Below are 24,276 nucleotides of genomic sequence, written 5' to 3' on the forward strand. Positions count from 1 at the left end.
GTCGTAGTAATCGTTGATGCTGTCGATGCCGACAACCTCGTCACCGCGCTCCAGGAGCCGCCTGGCGACATGATAACCTATGAAGCCGGCAGCGCCGGTGACCAATACCTTCATCAGAAGCGCCCGTCCGTAACGTCCCTCGAGAACAGCCCCTTGATGTCGTAGATTACGCTGGGGTCCTTGCAAAGTGCCTTCAGGCCCGCAACGCCCAAGCCGCGGAACTGCGCGTGTCCGACAGCGACGATGACGCCGTCATAGCGCTCCGCGGGCTTTTCCTTCACGCTGGCTACGCCAAAGGCGCGCGCGCACTCTTGCGCGCCAACCCAAGGATCCCAGATGTCGATGCTGGCATTGTACTGCCGGAGCTGTGCAACGATATCGGCCACCTTGGAATTCCTCAGATCGGGACAGTTCTCCTTGAAGGCGGCACCCATGACCAGGATTCGGCTGCCCACGACAGGTATGCCCTTGCGCATCATCAGGCGGGCCGTCTGGTCCGCCGCGTGCTGGCCCATGCCGTCGTTGATACGGCGGCCGGCAAGAATCACCTCGGGATGATAGCCGAGTTCCTGGGCTTTGTGAGTGAGATAATAAGGGTCGACGCCGATGCAGTGCCCGCCGACGAGACCGGGTGTGAAGCGCAGGAAATTCCGTTTCGTGCCGGCTGCCTCCAGCACTTCCGATGTATCGATGCCCAGCTTGCCGAAGATCAGCGACAGCTCGTTCATCAGGGCGATGTTCAAGTCGCGCTGCGTGTTCTCGATGACCTTGGCGGCCTCGGCCACGGCAATGCTGGAGGCACGATGCGTACCCGCCGGCACGATCGAGGCATAGAGCGCGTCGATGGCCTCCGCCGCCTCCGGCGTGGAACCGCTGGTGACCTTCACGATCGTCTGCAACCGGTGCTCGCGATCGCCGGGGTTGATGCGCTCGGGACTGTAGCCGAGGAAGAAATCGCTGTTGTAGCGCAGCCCGGAATGTTTCTCGATCAGCGGTGCGCAGACTTCCTGCGTGCAGCCGGGATAGACAGTGGATTCAAAGATCACCACCGCGCCCGGGGATATGACCTCGCCGACCGTTGTCGACGCCATGACGAGAGGTTTCAGGTCCGGCCTGTTGGCCCGGTCGATCGGCGTGGGCACGGTAACGATGAAAATTCCGCAGTCGCGCAGATCGGCCTTCTCGCTGGTGAATTTCAGCCCTCTGGCGGCAGCGATTTCCTCCTCGCTGGCTTCTAACGTGTGGTCCTCGCCGCGCTTCAGCGCCTCCACGCGCGACGGGTTGATGTCGAAACCGATCACATTCCTGGTCGCCCCGAAGGCAACGGCCAGCGGCAGACCGACATAGCCAAGTCCGATGACAGCTATTTTCCTTGAGGCGAGATCCATTGCTTCCTGCACGTATGATCGCTATCGCGCACCAAAACCGGTGAACATCGTTTTTATGGTCCTGAGAACGATCAGCACGTCCAACCAAGGTGAGAAGTTCTTTATGTAGTAAAAATCATAGTGCAATTTTTCCATGACGTCACCGACCGCCGCGACATGGCCCTGATTTACTTGTGCCCACCCGCTCACGCCCGGCCTGACGATGTGCCGGTACCGGTAGAACGGCAGTTCCGCCTCGTACCATTGCGACAGCACGACGGCTTCCGGCCGTGGCCCGATCCAGCTCATCTCACCGCGCAGGATGTTGATGGCCTGCGGCAGTTCGTCGATCCTGAACTTGCGCAGGAAGCTCCCGACCCGCGTGATGCGATCGTCATCCGGTTTCGTGATCGCCTTGTCCTTGTCGCTGCCGGAGCCGACCTGCTGCCTCATCGAACGAAATTTGTAGACGGTGCAGATCCTGCCTCGGTAGCCCATGCGGGGTTGGCGAAACAGCACGGGACCTTCCGAGTCCAGCCGGATCGACAGGGCGACCAGCAGCAGAACGGGACAAAGAACCACGACGAGGACAAGCGCGGAGGTCCAGTCGATGGCTTGCTTGATCTTGAGATAAGCCTGGTTCGGATTGAGCGAGCCGAGTGTGTTCTCCGACAGATGTTCGATCTCGACGCGACCCGTCAGCGATTCGCTGACCTGCTTGACGTGATAGACGGGCGTGCCCGACAGCGCCCGGTCGGCGATGTAGCGTTCCCATTCGGCGCCGAGGTCCGCACGCAAATCGACGACCACACCGTTAACCCTTTCGATAACGATGCCGGGCGACTTTAGCCAGAACCAGTGCACGCCCGGCAACGCCCTGAGGCGCTCGACGTTGCCGCCGGGAATGACGGCCAGCCGGTACGGCTCAAGACGCCGGGTCATGAGGCTCAGGCCGAAATACCACAGCGTGGACTGCGTGAAGCTGGCGGCGGCCTGAAACCGGCTATACTCGAAGCGGAAAAAGAAAATCGTCAGGAAAACTAGACCGTAGGACAGGAGGAATGTCGGCAGGATGTAGCTGGCCGCGGCCACGCCCGGAAAATTGCCAATGCGGCGATAGGCAAGAAAGCCGGTAACATGCGCAATGATGGCAGCCGCAACCGTTATCTGCAGATTGGCCGAATAGATCGCATCCGCATAGGATGCTATCCGGATCAGTGCTGGAGCGATGATCGCGAATGTCAGTCCGCCGACGAGTTGGAAACGAATTCTGAACAGGAAGTGCCGGCTTCCGACAATCGTTGATGTTGCGACATTCAACTTCTTCCCCTTTCCTTCCCCCGAAAGGTGCCCGTGTCGGCGATCGCCACTACACTTGGCAGGCTGTTCGTTCGCAAATCGAACCGGACCGATCACCATTGGCGATTCGACTCAGTCCAAGATCAAGAGCTACGCCAGTGCGACCTCACCAGCAAGCATCTATTTAACGGAACTAGTCGGCAGAAGTTATTATCGGCAGCATTGCTGCATCGTAATTTAAAAGCTGCGGCTAATGTTCCGGATTATTCTCCACTCGTTAAGAAAACGGGCGAACCCCGAGCCGATATAAAGGCGATATCTTTGGTGCCGACCAATTGCCCCTGCCAATTCGGCCAACCGCCTGGCCAGACCACCATCGACGGCCGGTCCGGGCCCGATGCAGCCGAGCGAAATCAAAAAGCCGTCCGGATTCAACCGTTTGCCAATACAGGTCGAACTCCGACTTTCGTCCGCTGCGCTTGTGGACGCTGGACAATTCCCCGGTTCGCTTCACAATGCGATCAAAAGCGCACCGCCAAAAGCGTGAGGGAGGAACCCGGCATGCTGGGACTGATGCAGGAATGGCCGCTGCTGTGCCACAAGCTGATCGACAACGCTGAACGGCAACATGGCGTGCGCGAGATCGTGTCGCGCTCGATCGAGGGGCCGATCGTACGCACGACCTATGCCGACATCCACCGCCGTTCTCTCAAGGTCGCCCAGCGGCTGGAGCGAGACGGCTATGGGTTGGGCGACCGCATCGCCACGCTGGCCTGGAACACCGCGCGCCATATCGAGGCGTGGTACGGCATCATGGGCATCGGCGCGATCTATCACACGCTCAATCCGCGCCTGTTTCCCGAGCAGATCGTCTGGATCATGAACCATGCCGAAGACAAGGCCGTCTTCGTCGACCTGACCTTTATACCTTTGCTGGAAAAAATCGCCGGTGCCGTCAAATCGCTGAAAAAGGTGATCGTGCTCACCGACAAGGCACACATGCCGCAGACGACCTTGCCCAATGCCGTCGCCTATGAGGACTGGCTTGATGAGGTCGATGGCGATTTCGCCTGGAAGACCTTCGACGAAGGCACCGCCGCCGGCATGTGTTACACATCGGGCACGACAGGCGATCCCAAGGGCGTCGTCTACAGTCATCGCTCGAACGTGCTGCACGCCATGATCGCGTCCATGCCCGACGCGATGGGGCTGTCGTCACGCGACACGATCCTGCCGGTGGTGCCGATGTTCCACGCCAATGCCTGGGGCCTTGGCCAGAGCGGCCCGATGATCGGCGCCAAGCTGGTCATGCCCGGCTGCAAAATGGACGGCGCCTCGATCTATGAATTGCTCGATCAGGAAAAGGTGACATTCAGCGCCGCCGTGCCGACCGTGTGGATGATGCTGCTGCAATATCTGGAGGAGACTGGCAAGACGCTTCCCCATCTGGGCAAGGTCGTAATCGGCGGCTCGTCGTGCCCGCGTGCGATCATGACGAAATTCCAGGACAGCTACGGTGTGCAGGTCATCCATGCCTGGGGCATGACCGAAATGTCGCCGCTCGGCACGCTGTGCACCTTGAAGCCGGACTATGCCGGCCTCGAGGGCGAGGCTCGGCTCGACGTCCAAAGCAAGCAGGGTTACCCGCCCTTCGGCGTCGAAATGAAGGTAACCGACGACGAGAACAATCCGCAGCCATGGGACGGCAAAACGTTCGGCCGGCTGAAGGTGCGCGGCCCCGCCGTCGCCCGCGCCTATTATGGCGGTGCGGGCGCGGAGCAGTTCGACGTGGACGGCTGGTTCGACACTGGAGACGTCGCCCATATCGATGCCGGCGGCTACATGCAGATCACCGACCGTGCCAAGGACGTCATCAAGTCCGGCGGCGAATGGATTTCGACCATCGACCTGGAGAATCTGGCCGTCGGCCACCCCGATGTAGCGGAAGCGGCGGCCATCGGCGTCAAGCATTCGAAATGGGGCGAGCGGCCCCTGCTGGTCGTCGTTGCCAAGCCGGGCAAGGAACCCACCAAGGCCGGGATTCTCGATTTCATGGATGGCAAGGTGGCCAAATGGTGGATGCCGGACGACGTCGCTTTCGTCGGCGAGATACCGCACACCGCCACAGGCAAGATCCAGAAGATCACCTTGCGTCAGCAGTTCAGGGACTATCGCTTGCCGACGGATTGAGAGGATGTTGCGTGTTTCCGCAAAAAGGCACTAAACCTCATCCGGGTTGGGGCAGCGCAGAGAATAATGGTTAGCATTCCCGAACGGCAAACGTCGAAGGCTGCCGGCTGGTCGCGGCGCACGGGCGCCTTTTCGGCGGTGCTTTTGCTGACGAACTTTGTCGGCCATCGCTTCGGCCTCGTCCAAACGCCGGTCTTCCTGTGGGTGCTGGGCATTGCCGCCCTGCTGGCGGCGCTGGCGCTGCTGTTTGCTGGCCTGGCCTTTGCGAGGCTGTGGAATTTTGGTGACCGTGGTGGCCGTGATCTCACCGTCGGCGCCTTGCTGGCGCTGCTGGTGCTCACCCCCTACGGCGTTGCCGCCTACTGGGCGACGATCTATCCGCCGCTACGGGACATTTCGACCGATTTCGATGAACCGCCCCTGCTCGATGTCAGCGACCGGACCAAGGACATGAACGCAGTGTCCCCATCAACGCCAGGTGAGCAGACGTTGCAGACGGACAGCTATCCATTGGTCACCGCACGCAGCTACGACCTGCCGTTCGAGACCGTCGTCAACGCCGTTGAAACGGTGCTCGACCGGCGCGGCTGGGACCTTTCGGAGCCTTATCCCGAACTCGCCGGACAGACGGAGGTGACCATCACCGCCGTCGCCTCGAGTTTCGTTCTTGGCCTTCCTGCGGACGTCGCCATTCGCGTCACGGATGACGGCGACACGGTCATCGTCGACATGCGCTCCGCCTCGCGTTACGGCCGCCACGACCTTGGCGACAATGCCGCGCGCATCACTGAATTCCTCGCGGAACTGGATCAGGAAGTCGCCGGCCAGATCGGCGCGGCGCCGGCACAATAGCATTTTTCGGGCAAATCGCGCGCCCCGCGACCATGGTTGGGTGAACGGGTGGGTGGCGGCAGGGCTATCGGCCTGGCGTGAAAATGCCATCTATTGCGGGAGCGACGTCCGTCGCCACCACGCCGCGCGCCACCAGGTCCTCCAGATGGGCAAGCACCGACAGGCCGGCAGCGCCGTGCAGCCGGGGATCGGTATCCCTGTAGATCGCCTTGACCATGTCGGGGATCGTCCTGTCGCCGGCCCTGATCCGTTCCAATATGGCTCGTTCGCGCATTTTGCGATGGGTCTTCAGCCCGCGCATGAAAGCGCGCGGCGCCGTCACCGGTCCCCCATGGCCAGGCAGCAGCAGCCGGTCGCCGCGCTCGATCAGGCGGTCCAGCGATGCCATGTAGTCGGCCATTGCCCCGTCCGGCGGCGCGACGATCGAGGTTGCCCAGCCCATGACGTGATCGGCTGAAAACAGGATGCCGGTGCCTTCCAGCGCGAATGCCGCATGGTTGGCGGTGTGGCCGGGCGTCAGGACGGTCCGGATCGCCCAGCCGTCGCCGCTGACCAGTTCGCCGTCAGGCAAGGCGATATCGGGAACGAAGGCGGTGTCGGCGCTGGCGTCGAGCGCATTGGTTTCGCCAATGTGCAAGGGCCTCGCCGGCCGGTGCCGTCCCTCCGCCAGCACTTGGGCGCCGGTGCGCTCCTTCAACCGGGCCGCCAGCGGAGAATGGTCGCGATGCGTGTGGCTGACGAAAATGTGGCTCACCGGCCGGCCCGCTATCAGGTCGAGCAAGGTCTGAAGATGCGCCTCGTCATCGGGTCCCGGATCGATCACCGCCAGCGTATCGTGGCCCACGACGTAGCTGTTGGTGCCGTGGAAAGTGAAGGGACTGGGATTGGGGGCCGTGAGTCGTTGCACGTCGGGGGCCACGCTTACACCTCGGCCGTAAGCGGGGTCGAAGCTGGTATCGAATTTGAGAGCCATGTCGGCGCTTTGTTCCCGGAACGGCAAAACAGATTGCCGCATAGCACGCAAGCCAATATAGGAAAATGCAAGACCGCGATTTCTGGTTCGCGGCAAGATTGGATTGGGGAAGACCATGACAACCGCAACGACGACGCGCCCGCTTGTTTTCCTGGCCTTGCCGCAGGAAGTTGCCGCGCGACTTGCAACGCAGTTTTTGCTGGCGATCGCCGGGACGCTGCTCCTAACTCTTTCGGCCAAGACCAAGGTGATGCTCGGGCCTGTCGACATCTCGATGCAGACGCTTGCCGTCCTGCTGATCGCCGCCGCCTTCGGCATGCGGCTCGGCGTCGCCACCCTGCTGCTCTACATGGCGGAAGGGGCTATGGGCTTCCCGGTCTTCCAGGGCACGCCGGAAAAAGGCATCGGCATTGCCTACATGCTTGGCTCGACCGGCGGCTATCTCGCCGGCTTCGTGGTCATGGCGGCGATTGTCGGCTGGGCCGCCGACCGTGGCTGGGACCGTCATCCGATCAAGCTTTTCAACGCCATGCTGGTTGCCGAAGTGGTGATGATGGTGATGGGTTTCGCCTGGCTGGCGCTGCTCATCGGTCCGGAAAAATCCTGGCAGTTCGGCGTCGTGCCGTTCATCGTCGGCGATCTCATCAAAGTCGCGCTCGCGGCCAGCCTCGTGCCGGCCGTCTGGTCGCTGCTGAAGCGCTCCTGAAATTTGGCCGCCCGCCAGTCGAATTGCAGGAGCTTAAAATAGATTCCATCGGCGCAAACTCCTCGTGGTCGGACCAACCGCAGAAAGTGCCATAATCCGGCCATCGTCGGTGTTAAGCTTCGTTAACGGGCAAAGGGGTGCGATTGGCGACTGAAAGAGGTTCGCATGGACGCGCTCGACGATAAGGTTCTCGAGAGTACGCTTGCCGAAAGCCTGGCCGATCTGGTGCCGGACGAAAAGACTGTTTCCGAAGACGAGTTCGTCGAAGTTGTCGGGGGCGCCCTCGAAGCGGTCGGCGGCACACTGCTGTTCAAGATGTGCGTCCAGAACGAAGGCGAAGGCCAGCACGTCGCGGCGGCATCCGTCGGCGATGGCGGCAATCGCCAGTTCCTGCTGCTCACCTTGCCAACCGTCGGAGGGGCGCTGAAAGTCGAGACCATCTCGAGAAGCAGCAACCCGGTGGCGGGCATCGCGGCCGCCTATGCCGGGCTGATGGACGCCTTCAAAACCGCTGCCTGATTTTCCGCTGCCACGCGAAGGTCAGTCTTGCGCCACGCACGGGCGCTTGGCGTCTGTTTGTTTGTTACCGGGGGCCTTGTTCTATCCGGCCGCCCACCACACCTAAGGTCGGGGCAAGGAGAACCAGCATGGACAAGATCGCCAACCCGGCACCCGGCTTCCAGCGCAATCCCGACAAGATCATCACGATAGAGCCCTATTCCGGGACCGTCACAATCCGCGCCGGCAGTACGGTCATTGCTTCTTCCGCCAAGGCGAAGGTGCTGACGGAGGCCCCCTACCCCGCCGCCTTCTATATTCCGTTCGCCGACATCGATTTCGACAAGCTCAGCCGAACGGATCACGCGACGCATTGCCCCTACAAGGGTGATGCCAGCTATTGGAGCGTGCTGCCGGCGGGCGAAGCGGGCAAGGACGCGATGTGGGCCTATCGGCAGCCCTTCGACGAGATGACCGCCATCCGCGACCACGGCGCGTTCTACGCCAGCAAGGTCAGCATCGAGGTCAAGCCGGACTGAACGCTTCGGCTTGAAGACACTCAGGGGGCATCGATATTCAGGTGATGCCGGCCCCTAGTCGGTGGTGCCGTGGTTGCCAGTTCCGTCGGCATCGTCGAGGCGCACGAAGGTCATGCCCTTGTCCTTGAGCGCCAGCAGGCCTTGAACCACGCCCTCGCCGGCGGCATGGGTCGGCTGATTGATGTGGGAGATGATGACATCACCGTCCTTGGCGGCGGCAATGCGCCTGGCCGTCTCCTTGGCGCCGAGCAGCGAGCCGCCGTCGCCATTGATCGAGAAGCCGGCAATCTTGAAGCCGAGCTTGCGGATCATCGCAATCGCCGAGGGACTGTATTCGGCTGTTGCGCCACGGAACCATTTCGGCGCCGGTTCGCCGGTCGTGGCCAGAGCCGCGGCCCCCGACTCGACTTCGGCAAGGACTGCTTCCGGGCTGCCGGCACTGCGTATGCCATAAATCTTCCGGGGCGTGTCGACAGCCGGAATATGACGGCCACCGTGATTTTCCAGTTCGAACAGGTCGGGATGAGCCCGCATGATCGCCACGGCCTCGGCGTTGCGCTTCAGCCAGACGCCGGTGACGAAAATGGTGGCCGGTATCTTGTTGTCCACCAACGCCGAGAGAATGCGCGTGTCGGTCTTGCCGCCGCAGGCATCGAGCGTGAGTGCAACGCGACCGGTTCCGCTTTCAGCCGGCTTGATGTGCAGCGTGGGTTCGACCAGCGGCGCGCCATGAGCGCTGGATATCAGCGCCACCGACATGGCAATCACGCAGAGATGTTTTTGCGGCAAATGCATCGAACCAAGTTCCCGACCGGCGGTTTCAAGCCGATATCCCAAGACCCGCATGAAGGCGGAAATCGGACGGGGGATAGCAGAAAAACGCCTGGCGCGGCAATTTGACCTCCCACTTGGTCGACGAGCCGTTCAGCGAAAGTCTTGCCGTTCCATCGCCCTCAGCCAGAGCGTTCATTTTTCAGCTCAGTGCGCGCGAGAATTTCGCGCGCCGCTTCGACAACCGGCTTCACCTCCAGGCGCCAAACGCAGCACGCCTTGCTGGGATCGGTTCGGCGACACAAATCCTTGGCCACGCAGTCACATGGCATTGACGGCCGAAGCGCGATGCTGGGCACGCCGACAGGTCCCCAGCGCGACGGATGCGTCAGGCCGAAAAGGCCGACAACCGGGGTGCCGGCGGCAGCGGCCATATGCATCGGCCCGCTTTCATTGCCCAGAAACAGCCGAGCCTGTTCCAGAACGGCCAGCAGCGTCTCGAGCGACAGCGCTCCGACCAGGTCGACCACCGGCGTCGCCGTCTCGGCAACGATCCGCGCGGCGGTTTCACCTTCGCCCGGCCCTCCCACCAGGACGATGCCCAGTCCGGTTTCGGCCGCAATCTGGTCAATGGCCTCGGCAAACCGTTCCGGCTGCCACTGCCGGCCCTTGAAACTCGCGCCTGCGTGGACAGCGACGAAGGCGTTCGGACGGATGTGGTGCGTGCCCAGAAGCGCCAAGGCTTTCGCGGCCTCGATTGGCGGCGGCTGGAGGCTCGGTACCGTCACCCGCAGATCGATGCCGAGCGCTTCAAGAGGGGAGAGATAGCGATAAACAAAATGCTGGCCGCCAAACCCGAATGGTTTGGCGAACACATTGGCGGGCTGCCGCTCCAGCAGCTTCAGCGGCCTTTCCGGGGGATTGTAGCCGACTCGCGTCTTTGCGTTGACCAAGCCGCTGAGAAGCCGAGAGGTCTTTGAATCGGTCAAGTCGATCGTCAAATCGAAGCGGAAGCCGCGCAGTGCCTTCACCGTTGCGTAGAGCTCTTTTCCGCGCTCCAGCGGGGTGCCCCGCGCGCGAGCCCGCCTGAACGGAACCACCTCGGAAGCGAGGCCATGCGCAACCACGAAGCTCTCCAAGTGCGCTTCGCAGAGGAACACAATGCTGGCACCGGGGAATTCGAGCCGAAGGTTCCTAGCGAGCGTCGAGGCGAGGACGATATCGCCTATAAACTTCGTTTGAATGATCAGGATCGAGCGGAACGGAGCGGGTGAAATCTGCAACATATGTTTCCGGAGACGTTTGGCGATCATCACGAAATTGGTCAGAAACAATGGCGAGATTGCGCGATACCTCTAGCACGTTCGCGTGAGTTTTCATACAAAACCGTAAGCTCGGACCGGTCTATCCACGAGCCGTCGTCGTTGTCTGCACCGCGGCCTGCGCCGCTGCCAGCCTGGCGATCGGCACGCGGTAAGGCGAGCAGGAGACGTAGTCGAGCCCGACCTCCTCGCAGAAGCGGATCGACGAGGGATCGCCGCCATGTTCGCCGCAGATGCCAAGCTTGATGTCGGGTCGCGTCGCCCTGCCCTTCTGCGCCGCCATGCGCACCAGTTCGCCGACGCCCTCAATGTCGAGCGAGACGAACGGATCCTGCTCGATAATGCCCTTCTGGCGATACGTCTCCAGGAAGGAGGCGGCATCGTCGCGCGAGATGCCGAAGGTGGTCTGGGTGAGATCGTTGGTGCCGAAGGAGAAGAATTCGGCCGACTCGGCAATGACATGGGCGCGGATCGCCGCGCGGGGGAGCTCAATCATGGTCCCAGTCAAGTAATCGATGTTGACGCCGCTCTCGTCCATGACGCTCTTGGCGACGGCGTCGATGCGCGCCTTCACAAAATCGAGTTCCTTCGCCAGACCGACCAGCGGGACCATGATCTCGGGGACGACCAGCGCGCCGGCTTTCTTGCCCGCCTCGACCGCCGCCTCGAAAATGGCGCGCGCCTGCATCTCGGCGATTTCGGGGTAGGAGACGGCGAGCCGGCAGCCGCGATGGCCTAGCATCGGGTTGAATTCGTGCAAGGCCTCGGTGCGCTGCCTGAGCTTGTCTGCCGACACGTTCATGGCGGCCGCGACTTCGGCGACTTCCGCTTCGGTCTTGGGCAGGAATTCGTGCAGCGGCGGATCGAGCAGGCGGATCGTCACCGGCAGGCCGGCCATGATCTCGAACAATTCCAGGAAATCCGAGCGCTGCATGGGCAGAAGCTTGGCCAGCGCCGCGCGGCGGTCCTTCTCGCTGTCGGCCAGGATCATCTCGCGCATCGCGACGATGCGGGCGCCGTCGAAGAACATGTGCTCGGTGCGGCATAGCCCAATGCCCTCGGCGCCGAAGGAGCGCGCCATGCGGGCATCGAGCGGCGTTTCGGCATTGGTGCGCACCTTCATGCGGCGCACCGCGTCCGCCCATTCCATGATGGCGGCGAAATCGCCGGACAATTCCGGCTGCAGCATCGCCACGGCGCCCTTGAGCACCTGGCCGTTGCCGCCGTCGATGGTGATGATGTCACCTTTGCGGAAGGTCTGCCCCATCGAGATCAGTGTGCCTGCCTTGTAGTCGACGCGAAGCGAGCCGGCTCCGGACACGCAAGGCTTGCCCATGCCGCGCGCGACGACCGCGGCGTGGCTGGTCATGCCGCCGCGCGTGGTCAGGATGCCTTCGGCCGCATGCATGCCATGAATATCTTCCGGACTGGTCTCGATACGCACCAGGATCGCCTTGCGCCCCTGTGTCTTCAGATCCTCGGCATCGCCGGAGGAAAAGACGATCTCGCCGGTGGCAGCCCCCGGAGACGCCGGCAGCCCGACGCCGATGACGTCTCGCGCGGCCTTCGGGTCGATGGTCGGGTGGAGCAATTGGTCAAGAGATGCCGGATCGATGCGTGCGACGGCTTCTTGCTTCGTGATCAGGCTGTCCCTTGCCATTTCAACCGCGATCCTGAGCGCCGCCTTGGCGGTCCGCTTGCCGGACCGGGTCTGCAGCATCCACAACTTGCCGCGCTCGATGGTGAATTCGAGATCCTGCATGTCGCGGTAGTGCTTTTCCAGGCTGTCGGAGATGGTGACGAAGGACTGGAAGGCATCCGGCATCAGCTTCTGCAGCGACGGCTTGTCGGAACCGGCCGCGATGCGCGCAGCCTCGGTGATGTTCTGCGGCGTGCGGATGCCGGCGACGACATCCTCGCCCTGCGCATTCACCAGGAACTCGCCATAAAGCATTTTTTCACCGGTCGAGGGGTTGCGGGTGAAGGCAACGCCGGTGGCCGAGGTCTCGCCCATATTGCCAAACACCATGGCCTGGACATTGACCGCCGTGCCCCAGCTTTCTGGGATATCGTGCAGACGCCGGTAGGTGATGGCCCGGTTGTTCATCCAGCTTGAAAACACCGCGCCGATCGCTCCCCAGAGTTGCTCGTGAGGATCCTGCGGGAACGGCCTGCCGAGTTCCTCCTCGACCTTGGCCTTGTAGAGCGCGATGACGCCTTGCCATTCGGTCGCCGTCAGTTCGGTGTCGAGCTCGTGGCCGAGGCCGGCTTTCTGGTCTTCCAGGATTTCCTCGAACACCTCGTGATCGAGGCCCATGACGACGTCGGAATACATCTGGATGAAACGGCGGTAGCTGTCATAGGCAAAGCGCGCATCGCCGGAATCGGCGGCCAGCGCCTCGACTGTCTCGTCGTTCAATCCGAGATTGAGCACGGTATCCATCATGCCGGGCATCGACGCCCGGGCGCCGGAACGCACCGAAACCAGGAGCAGCTTCGACGGGTCGCCGAACCGGCGACCGGTCAGCCGGCCGATATGGTCGAGGGCGACCGCGACATCAGCCTCCAATCCCGCCGGGTGGGTGCGACCGTTGGCATAATAGGCATTGCAGACCTCGGTGGTGATCGTAAAGCCCGGCGGCACTGGCAGCCCCAGGCTGCACATCTCGGCCAGGTTGGCGCCCTTCCCGCCCAGCAGATTCTTGTCGCTGGCACGGCCTTCCGCCGCACCATCGCCAAAGGTGAAAACCCATTTGGTCATGCTTGCTCTCCGGTTGCAGGAGATTGGAAAGATTGGCGAAACGCAAAGTTCCATCGTGCCCGACTTTGGAGCGATATGATGCTGCAGTGCGAAAGGCAAGGCGTCGGCAAGCCGTTCGGCCGCTACAATCGATTAAGAAAAAACTCCCCCTGGGCCTGTGGCAAAAAGACTTGCCACCTCACCGCGCGACGTCTAGAACATAAAGGGAACAAGAGGTGCGCCATGAAACAGCCTGGAAAACTCGACTATCTGGAGATGCCGGCGACCGCCGGCACACTGGATCGGTTGAAGGCCTTCTACAGCGCCGCCTTCGCCTGGTCCTTCACGGATTATGGGCCGACCTATTCGGCCTTCGCCGAGGGCCTGGATGGCGGTTTTCAGGCCGATGCCGCGGAAGCACCGGCCAAGCCGTTGCCCGTGCTTTACAGCGACAATCTGGAGGAAACCCTTCGCGCCGTCGAAAGTGCCGGCGGAACGATCGTCAGGCCGATATTCTCATTCCCTGGCGGCCGACGCTTCCACTTCGTCGATCCAGCCGGCAACGAGCTGGCTGTGTGGTCCCACTAGTCCGTTTGTGGATCACCTGGCGCCGATTGCATCTTGTGGATCACCTGGCGCCGATTGCATCGCTGGTCAGCCGAGCGTCTTCGCAGTCATTCATAGCATTGTGCTTTTCGGCTGCTCTGCTAATAACGCGCCGCACAGCGACTCTGACGGCTATTGGGGCGTCGCCAAGTGGTAAGGCATCGGTTTTTGGTACCGACATTCCCAGGTTCGAATCCTGGCGCCCCAGCCAAACGCAGACTCCATTCGAGACCGAAGCACGCGCCGAACAGGCCCTGCTCCCAATACCCTGAGCCCAGACTTGACCAAGAAGTGTCACGCTCGGCCGTGCCTCGGCGATGCACCAACCACACCGGGTGAAAGCGCGACCAGAACATGTTGTCAATCTGGGTGGAGCCGGACCAAATCCTCCTGCACCCGAACTGTTGAAGGCGCCTTGTTGCGTCCGCAAGAGCAACATTGTTTGCGGACATGCGTACTCGTCGGCATATGCGAGAACAAGCTTGCTGTTGTCCATCTTCCATATCTTGTCTCGGGCTTCAGCTACCATACCGGCACTTGGTCCCGCCAGCGTCTCAAATGTGTGCTATTTTTGCTACATTTTTTGGCCGTCTGCTTAGATTCTATGATTAAGTCACAGCTTAATAATGAAACGCGGACATTAATTTGCAAGATAGTGGCAAGGCCAGGCGCCAAGCCCGGCTGGGGCGCTCTTAAAAAGCGCGGGGAAACGTGGGTGGGAAAATGAAGACGACAGGTCTGTCGACCAAGGTCATGGGCGTTGGTCTCTTGATGACGGCTACCATGCTGAGCTGCTGGGGGGCGCATGCACTGACACTCAAGGAAGCCATGGCGGTCGCGGTGGAATCCAACCCGGAAATCGGCCAAGCCATCGAAAACCGCGAGGCCATCGAGTTCGAACTGCGGCAAGCAAAAGGGCTCTATCTTCCAAGCGTCGACCTGGAGGCATCCGCTGGTGCTCGCCGTCTGGACAACTCCTCCCGCCGCGCGCTCTCCATCGAGCACGATGCGCTTTATCCCGCGGAGACCGATCTGACGGTTTCGCAAACGCTTTATGATAGTGGCGCAAGGCGAGCCGAACTCAACCGTCAAGCCTCGCGAGTCGATGGCGCCTCATTCCGCGTGCTGGAGCGATCCGAGTTCATCGGGCTGTCTGTCGTCCAGGATTACCTGGAATACATGCTTCAGGCCTCGATCGTGACCGAGGCAAAGAAGAATCTGGGCTTCCACCAAGCGATTCTCCACGACATCAGGGAAGGCATAGCAGGCGGCGGGTTGAACGAAGCAGACCGGCAACAGGCCGAGGAGCGCTTGTTTGCGGCCAAGGCCCGCATGCAGGAGGCTTCCGAGGAACTCGAGGCCTCGAGGATACGCTTCTTCAAGACCGTCGGGAAACCTCTGACCAATGCATCGCGGCCAGGCGATGTTTCCTCTGCGCTGCCAAGGTCCCTGGACGACGCGCTGGGCATTGCGCGGGAGAACAACCCGCGCGTCCACATGGCCAATAGCGATATCGCCGCCGCGGGCTCGCAGGTTGACGCCGCTCGGGCGAAATACGGCCCGTCGGTCGTCGCCGAAGGCGTTGCCCGCGCCGGATACGACATTGACGGCGACAATGGAGACACGTCCGATCTGCAGGCACGGGTGGTGCTGCGGTGGAACCTGTATCGGGGCGGCATCGACAAAGCGAATGAACAGGAGCAGATCCGCCGCGCCAGCGAACAGCGGCTTGGGCTGCATCAGGTTCTGCGGGAGATCGAAGAAGCCGTTCGCACGTCTTGGGATCGCCGCTTCCGGCAAGCCGACCTGGCAAAGACCCTGAAGCTGCAAGCCGCTTCCAACGAGAAGCTGGTTGCCTCTTATCGCGAGCAGTTCAAGGTCGGACAGCGCTCGCTGCTCGATGTGCTGGATGCGCAGAATACGCGGTTCAACACAGCAACGCTGGCGGACACCGCGTCCTACGCATCCCTCTTTGCCCAATACCGGCTTCTGGCGGCAACCGGGCAGTTGCTGAAAACGATGGACATCCAGCCGCCGAAGCAGGCCGCGGCCTATGCCAAGGAGGAATTCGCGGTTCCGGAGATCCCGGACACCGAAACCTATGCACGGACCCCGTCGGAACAGAAGAACGATCTGCCCTTCGACATCCTCGCCCCTGTCAGGAAGAAGTGAGCCGTAAGGGGTGTTAGGGGTTCTGGCGGGCGGGTCGTGAATCAGCAGCCACATATTCTGTCGCCCAAGGAGGCGTTCAAGGCCTGCTTTTCGGCGGTGGCCGCCTATCTCGGCAGGCCGAGCGCCGAGACCGTGCTGTTTGCCGGAGTGCCGATTTCGGACACGCGCATCGAGGTCACCGAGATCCGACATCTTGCCGAGCGTATCGGCCTCGAGACCCAGGAATTCAACCATCGCGACTTCCTGCGCGGTCGCGTGGATCTCCCGGCAATTCTCTTCCGCGTCAGTCAGTTGCCGATCGCCCTGCTGGCGGAAACCGACGGCGACGGGTATCTCACGGCCCCGCAGGAAGACGGGCGCACGACTGTCGGCAAATCCGAGCTGGCCGCAAGTTACATCAGTGGCGGTGTATCCTTCTCCATCACCTATGCCAACGCCACCGAGGGCATGAAGGTCGGCTCGGCGCAGCAGATCGAGCGGCGCCATTGGCTGACGGGGACAATGGGCGCTTTCTGGCGCACCTATTCCAAGGTCGTGCTGTCGGCGATCTTCATCAACCTTTTGGCCATCGCCTCGCCGATCAGATCGGAAGAGCGTCGTGTAGGGAANTCGTGCTGTCGGCGATCTTCATCAACCTTTTGGCCATCGCCTCGCCGATCTTCACCATGAATGTCTATGACCGCATATTGCCGAACAAGGCGATATCGACGCTTTGGGTGCTGGCGATCGGCGTCGGCGCCGTCATTCTCTTCGATCTGCTTTTGAAAACGGCCCGAGCTTCGCTCATCGACTATGCCGGGCGCAAGGCGGATTTGCGGATATCGTATCTGCTGTTCGAGAAGGTGCTGAATTCATCCCTATCCGCGCGCCCGGGCTCGACAGGCGAATATGCCAACCGCATCACCCAATATGAGTTCGTCAGGGAATTTTTCACCTCCAACACGATCAGCGTGTTCATCGATACGGCTTTCGTCTTCATCTTCCTGCTCGTCATCTACGCGATCGGCGGCTGGCTGGTCGTCATCCCGGCCCTCGCATTCGTGGCGTCGGTAGTCGTTGGCCTGGTCACGCAACGCCGCATCGGCAAACGGGTCGCAGCCTCCATGAATGAAGCCTCCCAGCGCCAGGCTCTGCTGGTGGAGTCAATCTCCACGCTGGAAACGATCAAGTCGCTGCGCGCCGAAGCCTATTTGCTGAGGAAGTGGGGCGAGCATTCGAAGAATGCGGCCAACACCTCCGAGAAGATCAAGCAGCTCTCGGCGGCGGCCGGCAACATCACCCAGGCCATCCAGCAGCTTGTGACGGTCGCCCTGGTCGTGGCTGGAGCCTACGCCTTTTCGGAAGGGCATGTTTCGACAGGAGCCATCATCGGAACGGTGATGCTGGCGAGCCGGGCCGTGGCTCCGCTCGGCCAGATCGCGATCACCCTGTCGAGATTTCGCCAGGCCATGCTCTCCTTGAGAATGGTGAATTCCATCATGGCCCAGCCGGAGGACCGGCCGGATACGGTGGGCTTCGTCAATCGCCCGATTCGCAATGGAGCGATGACGTTCAAGAATGTCGGCTTCGTCTACCCCGGATCGGAAAACGAGGTTCTGTCTGGCCTGAACTTTTCGGTGAAGCCGGGTGAGCGCATCGGCATCATCGGCCGCATCGGGTCAGGCAAGACGACGATGGGACGCCTGATCGGCAGGCTTTTTCTGCCAAGCTCCGGCGAATTGCTGGTGGATGGCATCGACATCCGCCAGTATCACCCGTCAGAGGTGCGCGCCGCCGTCGGCATCGTCGCGCAAGCCGGCGATCTGTTTTCGGGCACCATCAAGGAGAACCTGCTGATGGCGTCTCCGGAGGCGACCGACGAGCAAATCATCGAAGCCGCGAAAGCCGCCGGCGTCGATGAGTTCGTGTCTCGCCACCCGCGTGGCTACGACATGAATGTCGGTGAGCGGGGCACCAATCTTTCCGGTGGGCAGAGACAGACGGTGGCGATCGCCCGGCTGCTTTTGACCAAGCCGAAGATCGTCTTTCTGGATGAACCGTCCGGCTCGATGGATCTGGCGTCGGAACGGCAACTGATAAAGCAACTCAAGACCGCTTTCGACCACAACACGACGCTGATCGTCTCGACGCATCGCTTCAGCATGCTCGAATTGGCTGATCGCCTTATTGTTGTCGAACAAGGAAAGATTGTTGCTGACGGGCCAAAAGAACAAGTCATTCAGGCGCTGCAGAGAACGAATTCCTGAATGAACAAATTATGTCGGGCTGAAACCGATATAATAACGGGACGTGGGAAATGCTTGCCAGGGAAGACCGCCCGCCGCTTTTTGCGACGGCGTCCATATTCATCATAGGGGCGCTCTTCGTCGCCTTTGTCGCTTGGTCGTCCTTCGCCGAGGTCGACGAGATCGCGCGTGGCGACGGCAAGGTCATACCGGCCTCCAAGACCCAGGTCATTCAAGCCAGCGAGCCGGGCGTCGTTCAGGAAATCGCCGTGAAGGTGGGGCAGGTCGTCAGGAAGAACGACCTCATTATCCGTCTCGACAATACCTTGAACACGTCCAGCCTCGGCGAACAGCAAGCCAAGGCGCGGGCCCTGCAAACACGCATCGCCAGGCTCAAATACGAACAGAGCGGCAGCATCACCGGATCGTTTCCCTGTCCGCAGGACATCCAATCCGTGGCGCCGGAAATCTGTGACAACGAGCAAAATCTCCTCGTTGCCCGGCGCGAAAACTTCGACAACAAGCTGTCGGTGCTCAAGTCGCGACTCGACCAGCGCGAAAAGGAACTGGACGAGGCGGACGCCAATCTCGACCGCCTGACAAAAAACCTGGCGGTGAGCGACCAGCAAGCGAAGCTGGTCGAGGGGATGGTCAAGAAAGGTCTGATGGCAAGGACCGAGCAGCTTAAGGTCGAGCAGGAACAGACCGAACTCAACGGCCAATTGAACCTGGCCGGCGAGACGATAAAGAAGGGCAAGTCGGCGATCACCGAGGCGCAGCTCCAGGTCGAGGAACTCGGGCTGCAGTTGAAGCAGGAAGCGCTCGATGACCTGACGCAGGCCCTGGCCGATCTTTCAGTGGTGGACGAAACCATTCGCGGCGCGACCGACAAGGTCGCGCGAACGGATATCCGCTCGCCGGTGGACGGTATCGTCAACACGATGGAACTGAACACGGTCGGCGCCTTCGTCCAGCCGGGTACTGTCGTGGCCGGCATCGTGCCCACTTCCGAGACATTGCTGGTCGAAGCGCGTGTTTCGCCCCGCGATGTCGCCTTTATCCGCCCAGACCAGGATGCCTTGATCAAAGTCACGGCTTACGATTTCTCGATCTTTGGCGGCATCGAAGGCAAAGTTTCAAACATAACCGCCGACAGCCTGGTCGATCAGAAGACGGGCGAGCCCTACTATCAGGTGCGTGTTTCGACCGATAGATCGACACTGGAGCGAGACGGAAAGGCATATTCGATCATCCCCGGCATGATCTGTTCCGTGGATATCAAGACCGGTCGCAAGACGATCCTGAGCTACCTGCTGAAGCCGATCAACAAAGCCCGCCAGGAGGCAATGAGTGAGCGCTAGCGCCACCTCTCCCGCGACCGGTAGCGACCTCTTGCTTCTGCCCCTCCCGACAGAAGATTTCGAACTCGAGTTCCGCGTCGTGGCGCGCGGCGGTATCAGGCGCGGCATTCGGCTGGAACGGGCTTTCTGGGTTTCGCTGAAACAGATGGCTGAGAGCCGCAAATGCACGATCGGCATGCTGGTCGACGAGATCGCCGAAGGTCACGCGGAGAAAGGAAACCTGACCTCGGCAATCCGGGTGGCCTGCATACGCGAGTTGGGGCGCGAGAATCTGAATTTGCGCAGGCTTGCATCGATCAGGACGATAAACGCCATTCTACTTGCCTGCCCGTCGCCGGCCTTCGCCTTGGCCTCGACGAAGAAGATCGTGACGTTCAATGCGCCGTTCCAGCAATTGGTCAAACGACAATTGCCCGCGGCATTCGACGAAGACACGCGCCAGGACCTGAAGCTGGCGCTGGATCTCAACGTGGCCGATATATTCGCCCGCCTCGACACCAATGGCGACGTTGCCGTCGCGAGCGGGTTTGTGATCGGAGCCGGCGAACGCCGTTATCGGGGCCAGCTGAACGTGGTGCGTGCGCCGGTGCTGGATCTCGAATTGCTGATGGCCTTTGTCTTCAACGGCTAGCGCCATTCATCGGTTCGCGCAAACGCCGAACGGCCCTATGTGCTTGAGGCAATTCCGCCGGAAAACCACCAAGGGACCTTTCCCGCAATTCTTCCGCCATTCAACCAGCACAAGAAAGTCGGTGCGCGGGCCCCTTACTTGACTTCCGTCTGGACGCCTTCCCCAGGGGCGACGGTTGCGAAACCGCCCTTGACATCGGCCATCTGGGCGTCCCCCGACTTGGAGCCGTGAATCCAGGCCCGGTCGGTGCTGAACGAGTACAGTGGCTGATAATTCGGAAGGGCGCTGTCCTTGAGCACCGTATCGTTGAGACTGTCGAGAATGTAAGCGCCGCTTGCGGTGCTGACCGAAAGCACGGCGTGGAAGAAGCCTCGCTTGCGGTCCTGCAGAACGACGAGCGACATGCTGCGTGCCGGAATGCCGGCCCTCAGCAACGCCGTCATCTTGAGGATGGCGAAGTCCTCGCAGTCGCCGGCACGATTGGCGAGGATCTCCGAAGGCTTCGCCCAGTAGTCGAGCTTGCCGTAAACGACGCTGTCCTTCTTATAGGCGATCAGGTGGTTGATGCCGCTGTCGATGAACGACAGTTTTTCGACGAACCCCTTGCCTTGGGCAGCCGAGACCATGGCCGCGAAGGCCGGGCTCTCGTGGTCACAGGGGCTGCCCGCGGTGCAAGCGGTTATGGCTCGGTAAACCGGTGCCCAACGCGCCGAAACGGGAAAATTGCGCATGGACAGCGCAACCGACCCGAAAACGCCCGGAATGATCGACGCAGTCTTAATCGGGTCGATACCCCCGCCTTCGTGAGCCATCGAGGTGCTGGACCCGTCTTGCGCGAAAACGGGACTGTAGCCATTGAGGACAAGGCTGATCCGGTGGGGGGTGGCCGGCTGCCAGGGCTGGTATCTTTGCAGCGAAATGCCGCCGAGACCAAGCGGCGCCTGGACCACTCCAAGCAGTGCTGTTTCGGGCATGAAATTCCTGATGACGGGCCCGGCAAGGGCTGGCTGCGCCGAGCCGGCTATCCCCACCGCCAGCAGAAGCAGCTTGAGCTTGCTCTTCCCCGGAGCATTCTTTTGTTTTTTCATGACGCCCACCTTTGACTGTGGACGCTACCAACTTTGTCTCAAATTACTGGAAAGGAAGATGGATAAGTTTCCCACGAATTCACGTTGCTTATTTTAGTAAAATTTTACGTGTATTTATACTTCTATTTACCAAGTTTTCTGCGCCGCCGGTGGCGAAGCGTTATGCTTGCCAGATAACATATAACTGATTATATGTTCACAGTTTACCAAGCGTAAAAAAAGTCATCGAAGGCATATCCAAATATATAGAATGGATTGGCGGACCGTTGCAAAGTCACGCCGCCGCCTGTCTCTATGCGGGAAATGCCGGAGGGGTTTAAGCTATGACGAACAGTATTGAATTGGACAACCTTTCGAACTCGTGGGACGAGCATTCCGTCTCCAACGATCATCACGACCTGACAGCGCTGACCCAGGTGGTGGCGCAAGCCGCGCCCGCCGAGCAAGCGGCGGCACCGGCTCAAACAGCGCCGGCCGCGGCCGAGCCTGTGCCGGTCGATGTCGGTGGCGGCGCGCCAGCGGCAGCTCCGCCCGCGGCAAATGCCCCGCACNAGTTCAGACGTGTGCTCTTCCGATCTAAATGCCCCGCACGAATATGTCGCGGACGCGAGCAACGTCGTCAAACTTCCCGCCAATGTCTCGATCGACAACATCAAGGTCGACGGCCACAACCTCGTGCTCGAGCAGGCGGACGGCTCGGTCATCGTCATCAAGGACGGTGCCCTGCATGTGCCGACCTTCATCATAGGCGAAGTCGAAGTGCCGCGCGTGGCCCTGATCGCAGCGCTGGAAGCGAGCCATGTCGATGTCGCCTTCGGCGCGGACGGCTCGATATCGGCCGGCGGCAGCACGACCTCGAGCGCCGGCGGGAATTTCTCGGTTCCCCCCGGCGGTATTGGTGACGGGTTCGGCCTGTCGGCACTGTTGCCGCCGACGGCTCTCCAATTTGGGCTTCTGGACCGGCGCGAACTTTTCCCGTCTGTCGTCGACCGGCCGGTTTCAGTGGTGGCCACGTCCTTGCTTGCCCCGGACGAGGCGGCCAGCGAAACCGGTCTTAACGGTGGTCCGTCACAATCGCCGGGTAGCGACGCGCCGAGTAACGCGGAAACCTCCGGCAAAGGAACGATCACCGTCGACGCGCCGGATGGTATCGGGTCGATCGTTATCAACGGCGTCACCGTTACCGGCGTCGGCCAGCAGATTCCGGGCGATTTCGGCTACCTGACGATCGTCTCCTACAATCCGAGCACGGGTGCTATCGAATATAATTACACAGTGACTGAATCGGTCACTCATCCCCTACAGGGGGACGGTTTCAATCCCAACGACACGGTTCCGGACAATTTCAGCATCACCGTCACGGACGTCGACGGCGATACGGCCAGCACCAACTTTGCCGTCGCCATCGTCGACGACGTGCCGACGGCGGTTGCCGACACCGACAGCGTCGCCTCAGGCCAGTTTGGCCCGGCGACGGGCAATGTCCTTGTCGGCGGTACGGACGCTGTCGACGCGAACACCACGGACGGTGTTGCCGACACCAAGGGCGCCGACGGCGCGACAGTGGTTGGCGTCCAGGCTGGTAACACCAATGCCGCTGTCGACAATGCAGCCACGCTCGGCGTCGAAATTCAGGGCGCCTACGGAAAGCTGACGCTGGCCGCCGACGGCACCTACAGCTACGTTCGCGATGCCGGCACGCCCGGCGGCGTCAACGACGTCTTCACCTACACCATCAAGGACGGCGACGGCGACACCTCGCACACCACGCTGACCATCGCCATCGGCGATTCAACCCCGACCGACGCCATTCCGGCTGCCGGCGGCGCCACCACCACCGTCTATGAAGCCANCGGCGACACCTCGCAGACCACTCTGACCATCGGCATCGGCGATTCCGCCCCGCACATCGATACGGTCCCCGCAACCGGTGACGCCGACACGACGGTCTACGAGGCGGGCCTTACGGCACGCCCCGGCGAGCCGGCGGGCTCGCATGCGGGCGAAGCGCCATATCCCACAACGGTTTCGGGCGCCATTGACATCAGCTCGCCGGACGGAGTGTCGGCGGTCTCCCTGCAGGGCGTTACGATTACGGGCACCAGTGCAGCCACCGCAACGACGGTCATCTCCAACTCCACGGGGACGCTCACGGCGTGGTACGAGGCCACGACTCCGACTGCGGGACACATTCACTACACTTACGCGCTGCTGGACGATACCGGCGACACCAGCAACACCACGATCCCTGTCTCGATCGGCGTGACGGACACCGACCCCAGCAACCCCGAATCCGCTACAGGCACGCTGACCATCACCGTGGTCGACGACGTGCCAACGGCGCACGCTGATACGGATGCGGCGCAGTCGGGCCAGACGGTGGCCGGCAACGTGATTACGGATGCTGAAGCCAACGGCGACAATGGCGCGGACACTGCGGGTGCCGACGGTATTGCCTCGATCGCCTGGGCGGGTGCGGCGGGCAGCACGGTGACGGGCACGTATGGCGTGCTAACGGTCGGCACGGACGGCGCCTATAGCTATCATGCCAATCCGAACGTGTCGGGCATCGACGTATTCAACTACACGGTCACCGACGGCGATGGCGACACCTCGCCCTCGACGCTGACGATCACAGTGGCGAGCGGCGAGCCGCAACCGGTAGCGGCAACGCAGACGGTCAACGAGGCGGCGCTGGACACCAGCACGACCGGCGACGACATCAACCACGGCACGGTGACAGGCTCGAATCCGTCGAGCACGGCCGAGACAGTGACGGGGGCGCTGACGCTCGGCGATCCCGATAGCCCGCATGTGACCAACGTCACCGGCGCCACCTCATCGGCGGTCGACGGCAGCCCGGTGACCGTGCAGGGCACCTATGGCGTGCTGCAGATCGACCAAGACGGCCACTATACCTACACGCTGACGACGCC

Annotated in this window: 17 protein-coding genes and 1 tRNA gene; 10 read left to right on the forward strand and 8 right to left on the reverse strand. The window is 61.5% G+C overall.

The genetic code is table 11. The features are described 5' to 3' along the window. The 3 genes from X742_RS1000000174020 to X742_RS152490 form a co-directional block, all read right to left on the reverse strand. Window positions 1–114 (reverse strand): NAD-dependent epimerase/dehydratase family protein (locus X742_RS1000000174020; protein WP_156939397.1); only part of this gene is annotated, 114 nt, incomplete at its 3' end. Next, a complete protein-coding gene (locus X742_RS152495) occupies window positions 114–1,388 on the reverse strand; it encodes a nucleotide sugar dehydrogenase (RefSeq protein ID WP_023772876.1) in 1,275 nt (424 codons plus the stop codon). The genes X742_RS1000000174020 and X742_RS152495, both read right to left, overlap by 1 nt. A gap of 21 nt (window positions 1,389–1,409) precedes the next feature. Beyond that, window positions 1,410–2,687, reverse strand: a complete 1,278-nt coding sequence (locus tag X742_RS152490; RefSeq protein ID WP_023772877.1) for a sugar transferase — start codon at window positions 2,685–2,687, stop codon at window positions 1,410–1,412. A gap of 540 nt (window positions 2,688–3,227) precedes the next feature. Between X742_RS152490 and X742_RS152485 the strand changes: the two genes are divergently transcribed. Both X742_RS152485 and X742_RS152480 read left to right on the forward strand, forming a co-directional pair. Continuing rightward, the gene (locus tag X742_RS152485) at window positions 3,228–4,856 is read left to right on the forward strand and encodes a fatty-acid--CoA ligase (RefSeq protein ID WP_023772878.1); all 1,629 of its coding nucleotides are present in this window, start codon (window positions 3,228–3,230) and stop codon (window positions 4,854–4,856) included. 66 nt (window positions 4,857–4,922) lie between these two features. Continuing rightward, complete coding sequence (locus X742_RS152480; RefSeq protein ID WP_023772879.1) at window positions 4,923–5,708, forward strand: DUF1499 domain-containing protein; 786 nt, start codon at window positions 4,923–4,925, stop codon at window positions 5,706–5,708. Between the two features lie 64 nt (window positions 5,709–5,772). On the opposite strand, the gene X742_RS152475 is transcribed toward X742_RS152480, so the two are convergent. After that, complete coding sequence (locus X742_RS152475; RefSeq protein ID WP_023772880.1) at window positions 5,773–6,681, reverse strand: MBL fold metallo-hydrolase; 909 nt, start codon at window positions 6,679–6,681, stop codon at window positions 5,773–5,775. Between the two features lie 115 nt (window positions 6,682–6,796). On the opposite strand from X742_RS152475, the gene X742_RS152470 reads away from it, so the two are divergent. The 3 genes from X742_RS152470 to X742_RS152460 all read left to right on the forward strand — a co-directional run bounded on the left by X742_RS152470 (window position 6,797) and on the right by X742_RS152460 (window position 8,424). After that, window positions 6,797–7,387, forward strand: coding sequence for a biotin transporter BioY (locus X742_RS152470; protein WP_023772881.1), 591 nt, complete (start codon window positions 6,797–6,799; stop codon window positions 7,385–7,387). 165 nt (window positions 7,388–7,552) lie between these two features. Further along, window positions 7,553–7,906: a hypothetical protein gene (locus X742_RS152465; protein ID WP_015318748.1), complete on the forward strand. Its 354-nt coding sequence runs from the start codon at window positions 7,553–7,555 to the stop codon at window positions 7,904–7,906. Window positions 7,907–8,034: 128 nt separating this feature from the next. Continuing rightward, window positions 8,035–8,424 (forward strand): DUF427 domain-containing protein, encoded by a 390-nt coding sequence (locus X742_RS152460; protein ID WP_023772882.1) that lies wholly within the window; start codon window positions 8,035–8,037, stop codon window positions 8,422–8,424. A 54-nt stretch (window positions 8,425–8,478) separates the two neighbouring features. Here the strand turns inward: X742_RS152460 and X742_RS152455 are convergent, their stop codons facing one another. From X742_RS152455 to ppdK, 3 genes are all read right to left on the reverse strand, one after another. Then, window positions 8,479–9,219, reverse strand: a complete 741-nt coding sequence (locus X742_RS152455; RefSeq protein ID WP_023772883.1) for a polysaccharide deacetylase family protein — start codon at window positions 9,217–9,219, stop codon at window positions 8,479–8,481. Window positions 9,220–9,377: 158 nt separating this feature from the next. Then, the gene (locus tag X742_RS152450) at window positions 9,378–10,481 is read right to left on the reverse strand and encodes a glycosyltransferase family 9 protein (protein ID WP_023772884.1); all 1,104 of its coding nucleotides are present in this window, start codon (window positions 10,479–10,481) and stop codon (window positions 9,378–9,380) included. Window positions 10,482–10,599: 118 nt separating this feature from the next. Then, a complete protein-coding gene (gene ppdK / locus X742_RS152445) occupies window positions 10,600–13,278 on the reverse strand; it encodes a pyruvate, phosphate dikinase (protein ID WP_023772885.1) in 2,679 nt (892 codons plus the stop codon). Between the two features lie 222 nt (window positions 13,279–13,500). Here ppdK and X742_RS152440 point away from each other — a divergent pair, with 222 nt between their 5' ends. From X742_RS152440 to X742_RS152420, 5 genes are all read left to right on the forward strand, one after another. After that, on the forward strand, window positions 13,501–13,845 hold the full coding sequence (locus X742_RS152440) for a VOC family protein (protein ID WP_023772886.1): 345 nt from the start codon (window positions 13,501–13,503) through the stop codon (window positions 13,843–13,845). A 154-nt stretch (window positions 13,846–13,999) separates the two neighbouring features. Next, window positions 14,000–14,074: transfer RNA gene (locus tag X742_RS152435), tRNA-Gln, on the forward strand. Between the two features lie 512 nt (window positions 14,075–14,586). Next, the gene (locus X742_RS152430; protein WP_023772887.1) at window positions 14,587–16,035 is read left to right on the forward strand and encodes a TolC family protein; all 1,449 of its coding nucleotides are present in this window, start codon (window positions 14,587–14,589) and stop codon (window positions 16,033–16,035) included. A 2,296-nt stretch (window positions 16,036–18,331) separates the two neighbouring features. Continuing rightward, window positions 18,332–19,621: an HlyD family type I secretion periplasmic adaptor subunit gene (locus tag X742_RS152425; protein ID WP_023772888.1), complete on the forward strand. Its 1,290-nt coding sequence runs from the start codon at window positions 18,332–18,334 to the stop codon at window positions 19,619–19,621. 79 nt (window positions 19,622–19,700) lie between these two features. Beyond that, window positions 19,701–20,252, forward strand: a complete 552-nt coding sequence (locus tag X742_RS152420; RefSeq protein WP_280790482.1) for a ribbon-helix-helix domain-containing protein — start codon at window positions 19,701–19,703, stop codon at window positions 20,250–20,252. Between the two features lie 134 nt (window positions 20,253–20,386). Here X742_RS152420 and X742_RS152415 read toward each other — a convergent pair whose 3' ends face one another. Continuing rightward, window positions 20,387–21,340, reverse strand: a complete 954-nt coding sequence (locus X742_RS152415; RefSeq protein WP_023772890.1) for a transglutaminase-like cysteine peptidase — start codon at window positions 21,338–21,340, stop codon at window positions 20,387–20,389. Window positions 21,341–24,276 lie beyond the last annotated feature (2,936 nt).

The sequence above is a fragment of the Mesorhizobium sp. LNHC229A00 genome (assembly GCF_000502415.1).
GTDB lineage: Bacteria > Pseudomonadota > Alphaproteobacteria > Rhizobiales > Rhizobiaceae > Mesorhizobium.

What these genes read in the sequence shown, in the direction of transcription:
- X742_RS152495 (WP_023772876.1), bottom strand. Translation starts at nt 1,388, where the DNA reads ATGGATCTCGCCTCAAGGAAAATAGCTGTCATCGGACTTGGCTATGTC.
- X742_RS152485 (WP_023772878.1), top strand. Translation starts at nt 3,228, where the DNA reads ATGCTGGGACTGATGCAGGAATGGCCGCTGCTGTGCCACAAGCTGATC.
- X742_RS152480 (WP_023772879.1), top strand. Translation starts at nt 4,923, where the DNA reads ATGGTTAGCATTCCCGAACGGCAAACGTCGAAGGCTGCCGGCTGGTCG.
- X742_RS152475 (WP_023772880.1), bottom strand. Translation starts at nt 6,681, where the DNA reads ATGGCTCTCAAATTCGATACCAGCTTCGACCCCGCTTACGGCCGAGGT.
- X742_RS152470 (WP_023772881.1), top strand. Translation starts at nt 6,797, where the DNA reads ATGACAACCGCAACGACGACGCGCCCGCTTGTTTTCCTGGCCTTGCCG.
- X742_RS152465 (WP_015318748.1), top strand. Translation starts at nt 7,553, where the DNA reads ATGGACGCGCTCGACGATAAGGTTCTCGAGAGTACGCTTGCCGAAAGC.
- X742_RS152460 (WP_023772882.1), top strand. Translation starts at nt 8,035, where the DNA reads ATGGACAAGATCGCCAACCCGGCACCCGGCTTCCAGCGCAATCCCGAC.
- X742_RS152455 (WP_023772883.1), bottom strand. Translation starts at nt 9,219, where the DNA reads ATGCATTTGCCGCAAAAACATCTCTGCGTGATTGCCATGTCGGTGGCG.
- X742_RS152450 (WP_023772884.1), bottom strand. Translation starts at nt 10,481, where the DNA reads ATGTTGCAGATTTCACCCGCTCCGTTCCGCTCGATCCTGATCATTCAA.
- ppdK (WP_023772885.1), bottom strand. Translation starts at nt 13,278, where the DNA reads ATGACCAAATGGGTTTTCACCTTTGGCGATGGTGCGGCGGAAGGCCGT.
- X742_RS152440 (WP_023772886.1), top strand. Translation starts at nt 13,501, where the DNA reads ATGAAACAGCCTGGAAAACTCGACTATCTGGAGATGCCGGCGACCGCC.
- X742_RS152430 (WP_023772887.1), top strand. Translation starts at nt 14,587, where the DNA reads ATGAAGACGACAGGTCTGTCGACCAAGGTCATGGGCGTTGGTCTCTTG.
- X742_RS152425 (WP_023772888.1), top strand. Translation starts at nt 18,332, where the DNA reads ATGCTTGCCAGGGAAGACCGCCCGCCGCTTTTTGCGACGGCGTCCATA.
- X742_RS152415 (WP_023772890.1), bottom strand. Translation starts at nt 21,340, where the DNA reads ATGAAAAAACAAAAGAATGCTCCGGGGAAGAGCAAGCTCAAGCTGCTT.